Origin of the sequence: Pseudomonas sp. P39-UII1 (genome assembly GCF_039672635.1) — a bacterium.
Taxonomy (GTDB): Bacteria; Pseudomonadota; Gammaproteobacteria; order Pseudomonadales; family Pseudomonadaceae; genus Aquipseudomonas.
The window spans coordinates 1-16822 of record NZ_JBDFPP010000007.1; the positions used below are offsets into that span (position 1 = coordinate 1).

At 59.6% G+C, this 16822-nt stretch carries 12 protein-coding genes; 7 read left to right on the top strand and 5 right to left on the bottom strand.

Annotated features, from left to right (window positions below; genetic code table 11):
* The 4 genes from ABEH27_RS11465 to ABEH27_RS11480 form a co-directional block, all read left to right on the top strand.
* The coding region (locus ABEH27_RS11465; protein ID WP_346613698.1) for a sugar-binding protein at positions 1-3043 on the top strand (3043 nt) is incomplete at its 5' end.
* 174 nt (positions 3044-3217) lie between these two features.
* The gene (locus tag ABEH27_RS11470; RefSeq protein ID WP_346613699.1) at positions 3218-5170 is read left to right on the top strand and encodes a hypothetical protein; all 1953 of its coding nucleotides are present in this window, start codon (positions 3218-3220) and stop codon (positions 5168-5170) included.
* Between the two features lie 185 nt (positions 5171-5355).
* Positions 5356-7491, top strand: a complete 2136-nt coding sequence (locus tag ABEH27_RS11475; RefSeq protein ID WP_346613700.1) for an autotransporter outer membrane beta-barrel domain-containing protein — start codon at positions 5356-5358, stop codon at positions 7489-7491.
* 63 nt (positions 7492-7554) lie between these two features.
* Entirely contained in the window at positions 7555-9006 is a 1452-nt protein-coding gene (locus ABEH27_RS11480) for a hypothetical protein (protein WP_346613701.1), read from the top strand.
* An 8-nt stretch (positions 9007-9014) separates the two neighbouring features.
* On the opposite strand, the gene ABEH27_RS11485 is transcribed toward ABEH27_RS11480, so the two are convergent.
* From ABEH27_RS11485 to ABEH27_RS11500, 4 genes are all read right to left on the bottom strand, one after another.
* Positions 9015-9755, bottom strand: coding sequence for a molecular chaperone (locus ABEH27_RS11485; RefSeq protein ID WP_346613702.1), 741 nt, complete (start codon positions 9753-9755; stop codon positions 9015-9017).
* Positions 9756-9814: 59 nt separating this feature from the next.
* Positions 9815-10363: a fimbrial protein gene (locus ABEH27_RS11490; RefSeq protein ID WP_346613703.1), complete on the bottom strand. Its 549-nt coding sequence runs from the start codon at positions 10361-10363 to the stop codon at positions 9815-9817.
* Positions 10364-10531: 168 nt separating this feature from the next.
* On the bottom strand, positions 10532-10942 hold the full coding sequence (locus tag ABEH27_RS11495; RefSeq protein ID WP_346613704.1) for a PA2817 family protein: 411 nt from the start codon (positions 10940-10942) through the stop codon (positions 10532-10534).
* 78 nt (positions 10943-11020) lie between these two features.
* Positions 11021-13468 carry an acyl-CoA dehydrogenase gene (locus tag ABEH27_RS11500; protein WP_346613705.1) on the bottom strand — a complete coding sequence of 816 codons (2448 nt, stop codon included), beginning with the start codon at positions 13466-13468 and terminating at the stop codon, positions 11021-11023.
* Between the two features lie 263 nt (positions 13469-13731).
* Here ABEH27_RS11500 and ABEH27_RS11505 point away from each other — a divergent pair, with 263 nt between their 5' ends.
* The 3 genes from ABEH27_RS11505 to ABEH27_RS11515 all read left to right on the top strand — a co-directional run bounded on the left by ABEH27_RS11505 (position 13732) and on the right by ABEH27_RS11515 (position 16198).
* Positions 13732-14355, top strand: coding sequence for a glutathione S-transferase (locus tag ABEH27_RS11505; protein WP_346613706.1), 624 nt, complete (start codon positions 13732-13734; stop codon positions 14353-14355).
* Between the two features lie 134 nt (positions 14356-14489).
* A complete protein-coding gene (locus ABEH27_RS11510) occupies positions 14490-15422 on the top strand; it encodes an ABC transporter ATP-binding protein (protein WP_019473812.1) in 933 nt (310 codons plus the stop codon).
* Complete coding sequence (locus ABEH27_RS11515; RefSeq protein ID WP_016485472.1) at positions 15419-16198, top strand: ABC transporter permease; 780 nt, start codon at positions 15419-15421, stop codon at positions 16196-16198. The genes ABEH27_RS11510 and ABEH27_RS11515 overlap by 4 nt, the downstream gene beginning before the upstream one ends.
* On the opposite strand, the gene ABEH27_RS11520 is transcribed toward ABEH27_RS11515, so the two are convergent.
* The gene (locus ABEH27_RS11520) at positions 16082-16720 is read right to left on the bottom strand and encodes a DUF2062 domain-containing protein (protein ID WP_346613707.1); all 639 of its coding nucleotides are present in this window, start codon (positions 16718-16720) and stop codon (positions 16082-16084) included. The genes ABEH27_RS11515 and ABEH27_RS11520 overlap by 117 nt on opposite strands.
* Positions 16721-16822: the final 102 nt, after the last annotated feature.

A 16822-nucleotide genomic window follows, 5' to 3' on the forward strand; every position in this document is an offset into this window, starting at 1 on the left:
TGGCTCGACCGCCACTTACCTCGCTGGCGATACGCCGCTGCGCAGCATCACCCGCCGCTTCAACCGCTTCCACCTGCTGACCCTGCAAACGACCGAGCAGGCCCATGAGGTCTACGACGAACACGCCACGCAGCCACGGCGCGAAACCTGCGTCGAAGAGGTCGAGACCGTGTACCACGAAACCAGCGCCAGCTTCGAGCTGCAGCCGGCCGCCTTCCAGCTGCCCAAGCACCAGCTCAAGCGCTGGAAGATCAAGGAAGATGCCAGCCGGCTACGGGAAGAAGTGCTCATCACCCAGTACGACGAGCATGGCAACCTGGCCCTGGAGTCCCAGGCCGCAGCGCCGGTGTACCAGGGCGATGCGATCAACGAGGGCGCCACCCTGGCAACCACGATCCACACCCGGCACACCTACTACCCGCATACTGGCGAGGGCAGCGATTGCCCGCCCGACCCGCAGCTGTTCACCCGCAGCCGCAAGACCAGCACCGTGCACCCGGCCGCCAATGGCGAAGGCCAGGCGGCCACCCTGCAGACTCATTACCGTTACCAGTACCTGCAAGCCCTGAAAGAAGCAAGTGTGGGCAAGGGCTGGCTCGAGGCCCATGAGGAAGACGTGCTGGCGGTAGCAGGCGGGCAAGATGCTCCAGGCCAATACACGCTGCGTGAATATCAGGACTTACCTGAAGATGCGCTCCAGCACGGCCGCATGACCTTGCAGACGCAGATTCTGAATGGCCACCAAACGAAAACCGAGTACCGTTACGACAAGCGCCCCGAATTGGGTGCCGATGTGCTGAATGAAGTGCGCACCTTGACCGGTTTCGACCATGGTGAAAGCCTTGGTAATGGCGCGGTTCGCCATGCGCAGAAGGTCAATACCTTGCGCCATAGTGTGCTGATCAACCAGCCACTACTCAACTTCGACGAAAACGATGTGCAAATAGCTTACGCATACGATGCCTTGCGCCGCGTGACCAAGGAGACGGTCTCGCCAGATGACCCGGAGTTGAAAGCTGCACGCGAGTACACCTATACCTTGGTGAGCCAGGGCGGCGGGCAAGCTGCGCAAACGACCAAGGATGTCAAAGGCGTGACTACCCGCACACTGGTCGACGGGCTCAACCGCGTGGTCGAACAGTCACGTCAGGATGCCGACAGCCCTGATACGAACAAGCGTGCCGGCTGGCGGCCGACCTACGCTGCCCGCTACGACGAACTGGGCAACCTGGTAGCTGAAACCGATTTCGACTGGCTGGATTACCCAGGGCAGCAGCCCCGCGAGTTGGCGTTGCAGCGACAGATGGCGTTCGATGGCTGGGGCCAGCAATATTGCCAAATTGCAGTTGACCATGTACGTCATTATGACCGGTACGACCCGATCGGCACCTCGGCCTCGCAAGGGCCCACCCGAACTCATTGGCGCGAGTCCCCTGATGGCGAGCAGGCCACTGGCAAGACCGTCACCTGGCTTACGCTCTTCGATGAGCCGGCGCGTGTCGAAAGGTTCGACGCCGATGGCAAGTCGTACAGCATTAACCTGACGCTGTATGACGGTTTGCAACGCAAGGCGCGTGAGGTCAACGCTCGCGATGAAGTGAAGCGCTATGCCTATGATGTGTTCGACCGTCTGGTGGATGAAACCCTGGCCGATGATAGCGTGGTGCATCGCGACTATGCCCAGCATAGCCACGAGGACGTGCCTGTATTGATCAGCGTGAACGGCGTAGTGCTAGGGGAGCAGCGTTTCGATGGCCTGGACCGCATGGTCGAGTCGATCACCGGCGGGCGCGTGCGCGAATTCGGTTTCGAGCCAGGACAGATGAAGCCCAGCACGGTTCTGACCCCAAGCAAGCAGCTGATCGAATACCGCTATTTGCCTCAGCTGAGTGAAGAGCCGCAGCTGCGGCAGATTGCCGAGAAGGGTATCAAGGCCGACTACCAGTACGATACCCAGAATGCGCGCCTGCAGCGCTGCGAGGAGCAAGGGCTGGTAATCGCGCGCGAATATTTCAGCCACGGGGAGGTCAAAAGCGAAACCCGTGAGTATGAGGGTAAAACCTACACCATGCACTACCAGACCAGCTTGCTGGGGCGCCAGTTGGGCTACACCGACGTACTCGATGGCCAGCAATCGTACGAGTACGACCTTTACGGCAGGTTGAAGCAAACGGCCCTGGGCACAACGGTTGCCACGTTCGAATACGATGGCCTGGGGCGAATGTACAAGACCCTGACCCGGGAGGGGAGCCAATATCTGGAAACAGTACTGGCGTTCGATGAGTTCGACAGGGAAGTAAAACGTGAGTTCGATATTGGCGGTACGCTGCAGTCGCTGACGCAGGGCTACGATGTTGAAGATGCGATCGTCTGGAAGACATTGAGCGAAGGCGAGCAGGAGCTACGCCATGAAGTGTATCTATACGACCTGCGCGGCCGGCTGCGCCAGTATAACTGCAAGGGTGACCTGTGCCCTGAAGACCCATACGGTAAAGCCATACAGCAGCAGGTCTTCAGGTTTGACGCCCTGGATAATATAACCCGAGTCAGTACGGTATTTGCCGGAGGCAGCAACCAGGCCAGGTATTACTTCGAGGAGGAGGACCCCGCGCAACTGAGCCGCATCGAAAACAACCATCCGGATTACCCGAATTTAATCGAGCTCAAGTATGACCGTGATGGCAACCTCACGCTCGACGATGCCGGCCGCCAGTTGGCGTACGACGGGCTGGGGCGACTGATCAGTGTCGAGCCCCCCGCGCCGATTGGCGAGGCGTTCGACCAGCAGGGCAATCGTGTCTGGGATCAGGGCGGACGACGGTTCACTGCAGACGAGCAAGGCAAGGTGATCAGGGTCGATGTGCCGTCTGCAACGCGCTCGGTCAGTGACGTTGGGCCCATGCGTGGCCCTGGAGGAGAAGCATTGTCAGCCGTGCGTGAGACAGGTGGCAGGCTGTTGTGGTGCGTCACTTTGCACAACGCTGAAACTGCCAAGTATGGTTATGACCCCCTGGACAGATTGACCAGCCAGGAAACTGATTAGATCAATCGGGTTACTTGAGGCCCGCCGATAAAGGCGGGCTTTTTTTATGCCTGACGTTATTGTCAACCTGATAAAAATGCCAGTTGCTTGAGCGGGGAGGGGGTAGGAAGATGGACGAAGGATCCTGTTGGTTTTCGTACCTTAAAGCGGAATACTCCCTCCACGAGGTTACCTATGAATACGGTAGGCAAGTCAGGTTTCGATGGCGGCATGCGCAATGGCGGTTCACAGCCCAAGGCAATATTGGATGCCATGACTGTAAAAGATGAAGTGCTGGCGGACAAGGCCGATAATACGGTGCTTGTCAAATATCTCAGGGATGCCAACTTCCCACTGATTATCACCATTCAGAGTCCCTGGCAGCTGCCCACCTTTGCTGACGATGTCGATACATTGAAGGTTTATCATGCGGTAACAAGAACGGTGATCATGACTCAAGAAATCGTTATGGGGGATGAGGGCAAATTCCCATTTGATATTGAGGTGCCAAAAAGTCTTATTGATGTGTTGGGGGAGGGTCCTAATACTTTTATCTTTGAGGTTGATCACTACAATTTAGATTTCAGTTATTCACTTGACTTGACGCTTATTTTCGATCGTGTGGCACCCTACAACCAGACTCCACCAGTCAAAATGCCTGACATTACTCTCGTCACGGATGCCAATAAAAATACGGTCGAACTCGAGTTGCCCGAGTATTCGGACTTTCGACCTGGCGATCGAGTAGCCTACTGGTGGCAGGCGTCGATTCCGGAAGACCCGTGGAGTGTCCCGTACGTAGGTTTTGGGGAGATCACAGCACTACCCCAGAAGCTGATTGTTCCAGCTCCGGTTATTGACGGCGTTGGCGATGGTGGTGTCATGGCTGTCTACGTCTTGCTGGACAAGGCAGGCAACAACAGTCCCATGTCGGACATCACCCATATCGCAGTTGCCTTGGGCGCTCTGCCTGACAACCTCAAGGATCCTGTTGTGCCAATGGCTGCGGATGGGCTAATCAATCAGCAGGATGCTCATGATGGGGTCGTTGTGCAGGTCTTGGAGTTCGATAACTGGAAGCCCACTGACCAGCTGCGCGTCACTTGGGGTAATTACACCTCGCAATGGCGCCCGATCAGTGATACGGGCCGGTTTCCTCAGGAGTTCTCTATCCAGGCATCCATTCTGTTTGCTGAGTATGGTGCCGCCACTGCGGGAGATAAACCTACTCAGGTGACGTACGAGGTCCGGCGCGGCACCGCGCTGGTAGGTGACAAGAGCATCTCTGTGGTGGTTAACCTGGAGCGCATCGGCCCGGTAGATCCGGGTCCGGACCCGGAATGGCCAGACCCGGTAAACCCGCGACTGGAGAAAGTAACGATCACGGGTGATTCTGGTGAGGAAAACCACCTGAAAGACCCCGATGACGAATTCGAGGATGCAACGCTTGCGCTTGTCGTCAATAGTACCCTCAAAGAGAACGATGAGCTCACATTCTATTGGGGTGATGAGCATATTCAAGACATCGACCATACGGTCGCAGATGGGGAGCCCGGGGTCGAAATCACCAAGACGGTTAGCTGGGACGTTATCGAGGCGCGAGGCAATGACACCGTGCCCGTTCATTACCGGGTGCAACGCCCAGGTAATCCAAACCCGATTCGTTCGGTCAATACTGATGTGTTGGTAGAAGCTGTGGGTATTCATCCAGCTAAACCTGAATTCCTTGGGCTTGCTGCAAACGGTTGGTTGAACTGCTCATCGATTTATGAAGATGCCGCCGACCGGGAGCCAGCCGTGCGTGTGCAAATGGAAGACCTGACCCAGTATGGTCTGACGGCGGGAGACAGCGTGACCCTGCACTGGTCCGCAGTTCATGGGCGTACCGGTGAGGACCCCGTTGATGGAGCTGACCTGGATGAACCCATTGTGTTGGATGACACCACGAAAACGGGTTTTGTCTGGAAAGTGCCATTTGAAACCAATGTGAAGCAGATTTATGACCCGGTGAACGGCAAGCCTGATGGCCGCGGGCGAGTGAAGTATTCCTTTACTTTGAATAGCAGGACTTACGAGTCCGAAGTTCAGGAAACCGTCGTTTCCATGCACGATGGTAGGGACAGCTGCCCGTTGAGACCTAAGCCATGAGGTGGAATGGGACGAGATGCATAGGCAGTGTGAAGGATAAACCCTGTATAAATCAGAAATTTCCTACAGGTATTTCAGGGTTAGCCTTGTAGCCTGCTGACTTCGTCGTAACTGTTTATTTCTACGAAGGTAAATCAATGATTCTTGGATATTCAGGAATGCATCCGCTCGCCCAGGCTTTACTCTTGGCCTCGGCATTCACGGTGCCACAAGCCGCCCTGGCCCTGACGCAAGTCGATGGCGAACTGAGCATCGGTCAGGGTACGCCGGTTGACAGCTACCTGGTCAACCCAGGGGCGAAACTGATCGCCGAAAGTGCCACGACCGAAAGTATCGATGTGCGTGCCGGTGCGAGCCTGCAAATGACAGGCAGCACCGTAACGGGTAATGGTGCCGATGGCGTGGCGTTGGTCGCTGCCAATGCCAACATCTCGGGTAATTCGAGAATTGTCAGTGATCGCGCCGGCTTGCGTTTGCAGCGTAGCGACCTGGTGGGGTCCACGGCGACAGTGATCAACAGCCATGTGGAAGGCGCTCGAGGCGGGGCGCTGTTGTCGGGGAACTCGACCTTGAACCTGCAAGGCAGCACATTGGTAGGAGGGGGTACGTCCAGCGCCGCCTCGTTGTTCGGCAACGCCGTGCTGAACGCTCAGGGCAGTACCCTGACGGGGGCAGGCGCTGGCTTGCAGGTAACCGGTGACAGCGCATTCACTGACGCGGCCAAGATTACTTTGGTCGGCAGTACGGTGGAGGGCAAGGACGGGTCGGCAATCGTCGTTGGCGACTTTCCTGGCAGGCCGGCCAAGGCAGACATCCAGGTAGGGCCGGGTTCCAGCCTGATCGGCGCCAACGGCATCCTGCTGGAAGTGCTTGGCAACTCGGCCGCGACCATGGCCGTCGATGGCAGTGCTCTGGTGGGCGATGTGAAGGTGGGGGCCGGGTCCAGTGCGAGCATCAGCCTCGACAACCGGGCAAGCCTGACCGGGCGTCTGGAAAACGTCGAGGCCTTGTCCCTGGCCAACCAGGCGCGCTGGAACATGGTCGAAGACAGCAGCGTGGGCAGCCTGGCCATGAATGCGGGCTCGGTACGTTTTGGCGAGGCCGGAGAGTACCAGCGCCTGACGGTCGGAGAGCTGAGTGGCCAGGGCACCTTCATAATGGATGCCGATTTCAGCACCGGGCAAACCGACTTCCTTGAAGTGACGGGCTCTGCCACGGGCGAGCACAGCCTGCTGGTCGGCAGTAGCGGCGCGGACCCGGTGACGGAAAACCAGTTGCACCTGGTCCACACCGCCAGCGGCGATGCGCAGTTTTCGTTGCTCAACGGCCCGGTCGATCTCGGCGCGTTCTCCTATGAGCTGGTACAACGAGGCAATGACTGGTTCCTCGACGGTTCGAGAAAGATCATCAGCCCGGGCACGGCTTCGGTGTTGGCCTTGTTCAACACCGCCCCGACAGTCTGGTATGGCGAACTCACCACGCTGCGCAGCCGCATGGGTGAAGTGCGCCGGGACCAAGGGAAGTCGGGCGCCTGGGCCAGGGCCTATGGCAACAAGTTCAACGCCTCGCCTGCAGCCGGCAGTGACTACCAGCAGGTTCAGCAAGGTTTCTCTATCGGGGCCGATACGCCGTTGCCTGTCGGTGACGGGCAATGGCTTGCAGGGATCATGGCAGGCCATAGCAGTTCAGACCTGAACCTTGAGCGAGGCGCTTCGGCCGATGTGAAAAGCTACTACCTGGGCCTTTACGGTACGTGGCTCGATGCAGCGAGCGGTTATTACTTCGACGGCGTCGTCAAGCTCAACCGATTTGACAACTCATCCAATGTGACCCTCAGCGATGGCAAGCGCGCCAAGGGTGATTACGACAACCTCGGGCTGGGCGTATCTGCCGAATTTGGTCGCCATATCGAACTGGGCGATGGCTATTTCGTCGAGCCCTATACCCAGTGGTCCGCCGTCACCATCGAGGGTAAGGACTACCGTCTGGACAACGGCCTGCAGGCACGCGGTGACGATACCCGTTCGCTGCTGGGCAAGGTCGGCGCCACCGTGGGTCGTACGTATGACTTGGGTCAGGGGCGCTTCGCGCAGCCTTATGTACGCCTGGCTTACGCCCATGAGTTCGCCAGCGCCAACGACGTCAAGGTCAATGACAACCGTTTCGACAACGACCTGTCCGGTTCGCGCGGCGAGCTGGGTGCAGGGCTGGCAGTATCGCTGAACGATCGGTTGCAACTGCACGCCGATTTCGACTACAGCAATGGCGAACACATCGAGCAGCCCTGGGGGGCGAATGTCGGGGTGCGCTACAGCTGGTAGGACCTGAACATAGGGTAGGCATTGGGCCTACCCTTTTTTTTGCCCTTGGGCCGGGAGACGGTCATGCATGACACAAACGATTTTGGTGCAGGTATCACCGCCGAGTTACCCGCCCCCATCGCACCGGCTGCCTTGCCGGATATACCTGGCGGTGAGCCTAACCTGATGCCCATCAACGCATTGGCTAACCCTGTGCGAATCGAGTTCACCTTATGGGCTCATTCCCAGCCGACCCCGACTGAACCGGAGTCGGTAGATATCTACTGCAATGGCAACAAGGTAGGCGAAAAGGTATGGACGCAACCCCTGCCGGAAAGCGAGCGCTTTGTGGATATCCCAGCCACCCACTTCACCGAGGGCACATTGCAGTTCCACTATGTGGGGCATGTATACAACGCAAGCGAACTTCGCTCGGAGGAACTGACACTGACAGTCGACAAGACGCCTCCGACGCTAGGTGCCAGCAATGGGCGTTTGCAGTTTCCCGAGCTGGGCGAGGATGACCTGACGGAATATTTCCTGCTCACCCACGATGATCGCCTGCAGGCCCTGATACCCGACTATGTGGGCGCCGCGCCGGGGGATGTAATCATCTATTACTGGGACAGCAAGCTGTTCGAAAACAACGAGGTTGACCGATGGGTGCTCACCCGCGAGGACATTGGCAAACCCCTGCAGTTTCCCTATCTGGGCGATTTGATCCGTGAACGGGGGGATGGTGTGCGTTATGCGCAGTATGCCATCGAGGATCGCGCTGGCAATGCCAGCCAGGTCGCTGCACCGTTGGACCTGATGGTGGCTGCGCAACCGGCGCCACGTGTACTGCCGGCCTTGGAAATCCCTTCGCTGGGCACGCAACCGTCGGTCGACCTGAAGCTGCTGAACTTCAACGCAGCGCTTGATGTGATCGTTCCGCAGGCGGCAGTCATAAACCCTGGAGAAAGCTTCGAGCTAGTCTGGGGCGAGGAAGGCAGCTTCGCAAGCTGGCGCGAGCCTGGCCGGGATGGGCAGCGAGACTACGCGGTTCCGATGCGCAACGTTATAGCCATGAGCGGCAAGGTGGTGCAGTTGTACTACCGGGTTGTGTCACTAGGCACCACTCTGACCTCTGAGGTGCGTGAAGTGAGAGTACTGCCTATCCCTTTGGAGAATATGCAGACGCCACAGGTCAACGGGCGGACCGGAGGTGACCTCGAAGTAGCGAAATTGACGTCGGATGCTGTAGTCACCTTGGAAAAGTGGAGGCATATCGGTGTCGATCAGCGGGTATCGATACAGGCACTGGGCACATCTGATAACCAGCCAAGCCATCCCGTGCTGACCGATTACAAGTTGACCGATACAGATGTTGCCTCAGGTATCGGCAGCCAAGGGAATGTGACCATTCCTCTGTCATACCTGCGCCAGCTGTCGGTCAACCACACTCTGGAGGTCAGCGCCATGGTCAGCTATGACGACGGTGCAACCTGGCCACCTATCCCCAATTTCGGCAGGCTCACATTGACTATCAGATGAATGGCCCCTCAAGGTGTAGCGCTAAGCAGTGGTTGAGTGACCGCTGGCGTGACGCCGCCGTAATCATTGAGGGTGGTGAATGTTACTGTGAGGTTGGCCAACGCTGCGGTGCTCGCAAGCGCGTAAGTTTGACGCCCGAACGGACGCACCATTTCGCGGCCTTTCAACTGTTCTGTCTTACCGTTGCCGGTAACTTCGAGCAGGCCGAACGTGAAGTAAAACGGCGAGGGGTTGTCGACCACCAGCTGCTGTTTGCCCTCGATCCATTGCACTGACCACTTCAGGTCTTTGAGGTGGATTTGCGGGTTGCCCTTGAGCTGGCTTGGCCGGAAGAACAGTTTGATGCGTGTGCGCAACGCAATGTTCAGGGTGTTGCGCTCATTATCAGCGTCGGCCTGGGGAATTTCCTGCAGGTTGAAGAAGAACAGCGATTCGCGGTCTTGCGGCAGGTCGTTGGGCAGGCGGTTGATCTGCACCGATTGTTCATCGCCTGGCGCTAGGCGGAACAGGGCGGGCGCGGCGATCAAGGGTACGGCTGTGGTGGTGTCGTCCGCTTCGGTGTTGACCCAGGCCTGAGCCGCATAGGTTTTCTTGCTGGGATTGCCGACAGTGACTGAACTGCTGTTCTTGTCGCTTTCGTGGACGATGCGGTTGTTGCTCAGGGTAAGGGCTGCGTAGGCGGTGTTCAGGCAGCCGAGCAAGGCGAGTAGGCATGCGCCCGAGCGCATGCAGGTTGAAATGAAGGGCATGGTGTGGGCCTGGCAATGAACGGAGATGGCCCGGGTGCCTGGACACCCGGGATGCAACGTCAAGGAAGGTTGACGGTGAAATTCACGTTGGCCAGCGCAGATCCTTCGGCGACCGGTACTGCGATTGCCTCGTAATGCGCGGAAAACAGCATTCGAGTGGGGGCCAGTTCGTCCACCTGGTACTTCACCGAGTCGTCGCCTGGAGCAAGCCGAGTGTTGTCCTTGTCGAGAATCGAGACGGCCAGGTTCGCGGTAGAGCCCGGCAGTAGCTTGTATAGGTCGTTTGCCGGGCCAGTGGGCCCACCCAAGGATTCAAACGAGACATCCACTTCTGTGCCTGAAGGGATATCGCAAACGCCGGGGACAGGTGTAATTTGGAGGGCGAAAGTCCTGGCCGGAGTTTTGTCGCCTACGGTCTTGAATTGCGCTGCATACGGGAAGCCGAGCTCGACGCGGGTTGGGGCGCCCGTGGTCGGGTCGACTACCTCGATGGGGCATGGACCGGCAGCATTCACCGCACCATAGAAGTTGATGGTGCCGGTTTCCGGCGCGGCCAGGGCAGCAGTGCTGGCAAACGCCAGGGCCAGGGGGATGAAGGCTATCTTCATTGAATTACTTCCTACGCTGTTGGTTGGCGTGCGCCCTGCGCACGACACTGGACGTTTCCAGTGCGCCGCTCAGAGTAGGGATTGCGACTGCGTGTGGCTGTAAGCCGAGTCGCGCAAGTTGATGGGCATTTACCACAGTCCTCTGTCATTAAAAGAGGGCTGCCGAAGTCAGTGATTCTGGCTGTTGCCCGGCAGGCTCAGCAGCTGCTTCTGTTTGTGCCAGTCGAAAGGCTCGCCCTGCTCGCTGGCTTCAAAGCGTAGCTCTTCCAGTTGCTGGTACAGCTCGAGCTCTTCGTCGGGCATGTAGTGCAGGCAGTCGCCAGCGAAGAACCAAAGCAGGTCACGGGGTACCAGGTGTGCGATTTGTGGGTAGCGCTGGATGACCTGGCAGATCAGGTCCTGGCCCAGGTACTGGCTTTCCAGCGGGTCCTGCGGCAGCAGGGTCAGCAGTTCATCGAAGCGTTCGAGGAACAGAGCATGGCTTTCCTCCGGTACCTGCTCGGCATCACCCAAGGCCACCAGGATGGTGCGCAGGTGGTTCAGCAGTTGCAGGTGGTATTCCAGGTGGGGGGTGGCCATGGGATGGTCCTCGAGGTGGCTAAAACGGGGGCGGAGTATACGCCGGTGGGCAGGGGGCCGCAAAACGGCCCCCTGCCTTCAGCGCACCTTGCCTTGCTCAGGCAGTAATTGCTCCTTGTCGAATGCATCCACATCGATCACGGCCCTGCGTGCGTTTTCGGCTGCATGCAGCCGTTGCCCCTCTTCGACTTGCAGTGCACCACTCTGAACTGCCGCATCGATAGCCGATTGACCAGGTGCTGGCTGTACCTTGCCCTCCTTGATCGCCTGATGCAGCACTTTGTGCAGTGGCGCAGTCTCGTCCAGCAGGTTGCTAGCTCGTTGCAATGCCGCCACCGGGTCACCCTCGGCCTGTGGCCGGAAGCAGCCGGCGAGCAACTCCTCCAGCGCCGGGTCGCCCTCGCTGCGGCCGATCAGCGCCGCCACTTCGGCATCCAGTTCATCGCTCGGCCCGGTATGGCGGCGGCCGAAGGGGAATACCAGCACGCGTAGTGCGCAACCGACAAAGCGGTTGGGAAAGTTGTCGAGTAGCCGGTCCAGGGCTTTTTCCGCCTGACCCAGGCTTTCTTCCATGGCCCAGCGCAGCAGTGGCTGCATGTGCTCGGGTGACCCCAGGTCGTGGTAGCGCTTGAGTGCGGCGCTGGACAGGTACAGGTAGCTGAGCACATCGCCCAGGCGCGCGCTCAGGCGTTCGCGGCGCTTGAGCGCGCCGCCCAGCAGCATCATCGACAGGTCGGCCAGCAGGGCGAAGGCGGCGGCCTGGCGATTGAGGGCGCGGAAATAACCTTGGCTCAAGGCATCACCGGGTACTGGCTCGAAACGGCCTAGCCCCAGGTTGAAGACCAACGTGCTGGCGGCGTTGCCGGCGGCGAACATGATGTGCTTCATTAGCAGGTCGTCGAACTCCTTCAGCGCCTGGTCACGGTCCTCACGCCCGGCCAGGGCCATTTCCCTGAGCACGAACGGGTGGCAGCGGATGGCGCCCTGGCCGAAGATCATCAGGTTGCGCGAAAGGATGTTGGCGCCCTCGACCGTGATGAAGATCGGCGCCCCTTGCCAGTTGCGCCCCAGGTAGTTGTTCGGGCCCATGATGATGCCCTTGCCACCATGCACGTCCATGGCGTGCTGGATGCACTCGCGGCCGCGCTCGGTCAGGTGGTACTTGAGGATCGCCGATAGCACCGAAGGCTTCTCGCCCAGGTCCACGGCTTTGGCCGTCAACAGACGGGCGCTGTCCATCAGCCAGGCATTGCCGCCGATGCGCGCGAGCGACTCCTGGATACCCTCGAATGCCGCCAGCGGTACGTTGAATTGCTCGCGAATGTTCGCGTACTGGCCGGTCACCAGGCTGGTGTACTTGGCGGCGCCCGTGCCGACTGCCGGCAGGGAAATGGAGCGCCCCACCGACAGGCAGTTCATCAGCATCATCCAGCCCTTGCCAAGCATGGCCTGCCCGCCGATGAGGAAGTCCAGCGGCACGAACACGTCCTTGCCGCTGTTGGGGCCGTTCATGAAGGCGGCGCCCAACGGCAGGTGACGTTTGCCGATTTCAACACCGGGCGTGTCGGTGGGGATCAGGGCCAGGCTGATGCCGAGCTCCTCCTGTTCGCCCAACAGATGGTCGGGGTCGTAGGCTTTGAAGGCCAGGCCCAGCAGGGTGGCGACAGGGCCGAGGGTGATGTAGCGCTTCTCCCAGTTCAGGCGCAGGCCGACCACTTCCTCGCCGTTCCATTGGCCCCTGCAGACCACGCCGGTGTCGGGCATGGCACCGGCGTCGGAACCGGCCAGCGGGCCGGTGAGGGCGAAGCAGGGGATTTCCTCGCCACGGGCCAGGCGGGGCAGGTAATGCTTGCGTTGTTCGTCGGTGCCGTAGTGCAGCAGCAATTCGGCTGGGCCGAGGGAGTTGGGCACCATTACCGTGGAGGCCAAGTCACCGCTGCGGGTGGCGAGTTTCATCGCGACTTGGGAGTGGGCGTAGGCGGAGAAGCCCTTGCCGCCGTATTCCTTGGGAATGATCAGGGCGAAGAAGCCGTGTTCCTTGATGTGCTGCCAGGCTTCGGGCGGCAGGTCCAGGTCCTGGCCGATCTTCCAGTCGCTGACCATGGCGCACAGATCTTCGGTAGGGCCATCGATGAACGCCTGTTCTTCTTCAGTCAATTTAGGTGCCGGGTAAGCCAGCAAAGTGCGCCAGTCGGGGCGCCCGCTGAATAGTTCGCCGTCCCACCATACGGTGCCGGCGTCGATGGCTTCGCGCTCGGTTTGCGACATGGGCGGTAGGGTGCGCTGGAACCATTTGAACACCGGGCCCGTGAACACCTTGCGGCGCCACTCCGGCAGCGCGACCAGGGCGATTTTCAACGCCAGTACGATCCAGATCAGGGCCAGCAACCAGCCGGGCGCACTGCTGAAAATGCCCATCAGCAGCACATAGACCGCCATGGTGCCGAGAATCTGTAAGGGCGCCAGGCGCCGGTGCGTGAGGTACGCCGCGCCGATCACCAGCACTACCAACCACAACAGCAACATAATCGGTCCTCCTTGGAACCAGGGGGCTTGAGCCGTCCCAGACAGCTTAGACGCAATGCTGTGAACGGCAGCTTCAGAACAGTGACAGGGTGTGGCGGCGGGAGTTTCAGTTCATTGTTCGCCTGTACCGGCCTCTTCGCGGGTAAACCCGCTCCTACAGGTCGGTGGTGATCCCTGTAGGAGCGGGTTTACCCGCGAAGAGGCCGGTACAGGCGGCGAATGTCTGGAGTAGACTGGACCACCGCATTCATAAGGACGTTGTCATGCTGAAGATCTGGGGCCGCAAGAACTCAAGCAATGTGCGCAAGGCGCTTTGGATTGCCCAGGAGCTGGGCCTGGACTTCGAGTCCATCGACGCCGGGGGGGCCTTCGGCGTGGTCAACGAGCCGCACTACCGCGCCCGCAACCCCAACGGCCTGGTCCCCATGCTCGAAGACGGCGACCTGACCCTGTGGGAGTCCAACACCATCGTCCGCTACCTGTGCGCCGAGTACGGCGCCGAGCAGGGCTGGTACCTGGAGGACCCGCGCCAGCGCGCCCTGGGCGACAAATGGATGGACTGGACCACCTCGTCCTTCGCCGCACCGTTCCGTCCGCTGTTCTGGGGCCTGCTGCGCACGCCGGAAGACCAGCGCGACTGGGTGGCGATCAACGCCGCGCAGAAGCAGTGCGCCCAGCTGCTGGCCATTGCCGATGAAACCCTGGCCAAACAGCCGTACTTGTCCGGTGACCAGATCGGCATGGGCGACATCCCACTGGGTAGCTTCATCTATGCCTGGTTCGAAATGCCCATCGAGCGCCCGGCCATGTACCATCTGGAAGCCTGGTATGAACGCCTGAAACAACGCCCGGCCTATCAGGCTGCGGTGATGACCGCGCTCACTTGAACCTGCTTCGATAGTCATTATCAATAGATGTGACTGTACTTGTGCGGCCTGGCCTTGCACCATTGGCCGCACTCACTGCGCCAGTGACTTTACCTGGCGTGTCCTGCACCTTTTTCCTCGGTAAGTGACCCGCTATGAGTTCCGCCCTGTCCATCCGACAGCTCACCAAGACCTACGGCAACGGCTTCCAGGCCCTCAAAGGCATCGACCTCGATGTTGCCGAAGGCGACTTCTTCGCCTTGCTCGGCCCCAACGGCGCCGGCAAGTCCACCACCATCGGTATCCTCTCGACCCTGGTGAACAAGACCAGCGGCACGGTGAATGTATTCGGCCACGACCTCGACCGCGAGCCTTCAGCGCTCAAGCGCTGCCTGGGCGTGGTGCCGCAGGAATTCAACTTCAACCAGTTCGAGAAAACCTTCGACATCGTCGTCACCCAGGCCGGCTACTACGGCATCCCGCCGAAGCTTGCCAAGGAGCGCGCCGAGCAGTACCTGACCCAGCTGGGCCTGTGGGACAAGCGTGATGTGCAGTCTCGTTCGTTGTCTGGCGGCATGAAGCGCCGCTTGATGATTGCCCGCGCGCTGATTCACGAGCCGCGCCTGCTGATCCTCGACGAACCCACCGCAGGTGTGGACATCGAACTGCGCCGCTCGATGTGGAGCTTTCTCACCGAGCTGAACCAGAAGGGCATCACCATCATCCTCACCACCCACTACCTGGAAGAGGCTGAGCAGCTGTGCCGCAACATCGGCATCATCGACCACGGCACCATCGTCGAGAACACCAGCATGCGCCAGTTGCTGGGCAAGCTGCATGTCGAAACCTTCGTGCTTGACATCAAGCAGGACCTGGCCAGCGCGCCGGTGCTGCAAGGCTACCCGTGCCGGCTGCTGACCCCGCACACCCTTGAGGTGCAAGTGGAAAAGGACATCGGCATTACCGCGCTGTTCGGCCAGTTGGCGTTGCAGAACATCGAAGTGCAAAGCCTGCGCAACAAGACCAACCGACTCGAGGAGCTGTTTGTGTCCCTGGTGGAAAAAAACCTGTCGAAGGTGGCTGTATGAGTGTGGAATTGCGCACCAACTGGGTCGCCCTGAACACCATCGTCTACCGTGAAGTGCGGCGCTTCTTGCGCATCTGGCCGCAAACCTTGCTGCCGCCGGCGATCACCATGGTGCTGTACTTCGTGATCTTCGGTAACCTGATTGGCCGGCAGATCGGCGACATGGGTGGCTTCACCTACATGCAGTACATCGTGCCGGGGCTGATCATGATGTCAGTGATCACCAACTCCTACGGCAACGTGGTGTCGAGCTTCTTCGGCAGCAAATTCCAGCGCTCGATCGAAGAGTTGATGGTGTCACCGGTATCGCCGCACACCATTCTTGTCGGCTATGTGCTGGGTGGCGTGCTGCGCGGTCTGGCGGTCGGGGTGATCGTGACCATCCTGTCGATGTTCTTTACCGATCTGCAGGTGCACCACCTGGGCGTGACCGTGGTCGTGGTGCTGCTGACGGCCACCATCTTCTCGCTGCTGGGCTTCGTCAACGCCGTGTTTGCACGCAATTTCGACGATATCTCGATTATCCCGACCTTTGTGCTGACGCCGCTGACTTACCTGGGCGGGGTGTTCTACTCGATCAACCTGCTGCCGCCCTTCTGGCAGACTGTGTCGTTGGCCAACCCGGTGCTGCACATGGTCAACTCGTTCCGCTACGGTATTCTAGGGGTGTCGGATATCAGCATTGGTACGGCGATCACCTTTATGCTGGTCGCCACTGCGGTGCTCTACGCGTTGTGCATCCGCCTGCTGGTCAGCGGCCGCGGCATGCGTGCATGAGCCCTGTTGTGAACATCTGAGCTTGCGCCGGCGCCACTGCCGGCCAATCCACCAGCGCCAGTACAGCAGGGTGGTGAAGTAGGCGGCAATGCCCAGCACCACCCCGCACACCACCGAGCCCAGCAGGAAGGGCTGCCATACCGTCGACAGCTGGTCGGTGATCCATTCGAACGTGAGGTTGTCGGGCAACGTGCGCGGTGGTGTCTGCAATAGCCAGGCGCCGGTCATGTAGGTGACGAAGAATACCGGCGGCATGGTCAGCGGGTTGGTCAGCCAGACCAGGCTGACAGCGATTGGCAGGTTACCGCGTACCGGGATTGCCAGTGCTGCCGCCAACAGCATCTGCATGGGGATGGGGATCAACGCTGCGAACAGGCCCACACCCATGGCCCTGGCCACCGAGTGGCGGTTGAGGTGCCAGAGGTTCGGGTCGTGCAGCAGCTTGCCGAAAAAGCGTAAGGACTTGTGTTCCCGAATGCTGGTCGGGTCCGGCATGTAGCGTTTGAACAGACGGCGCGGCATGTAGGCTCCCGGAGCGTTGATCGGGGAAGTATGCCTTGATTCCAGCTCAGCCTCTTTCAGAGTTTGTGACAATTGTTGAGCGAGCCAGGCCCGGTTTTAGGC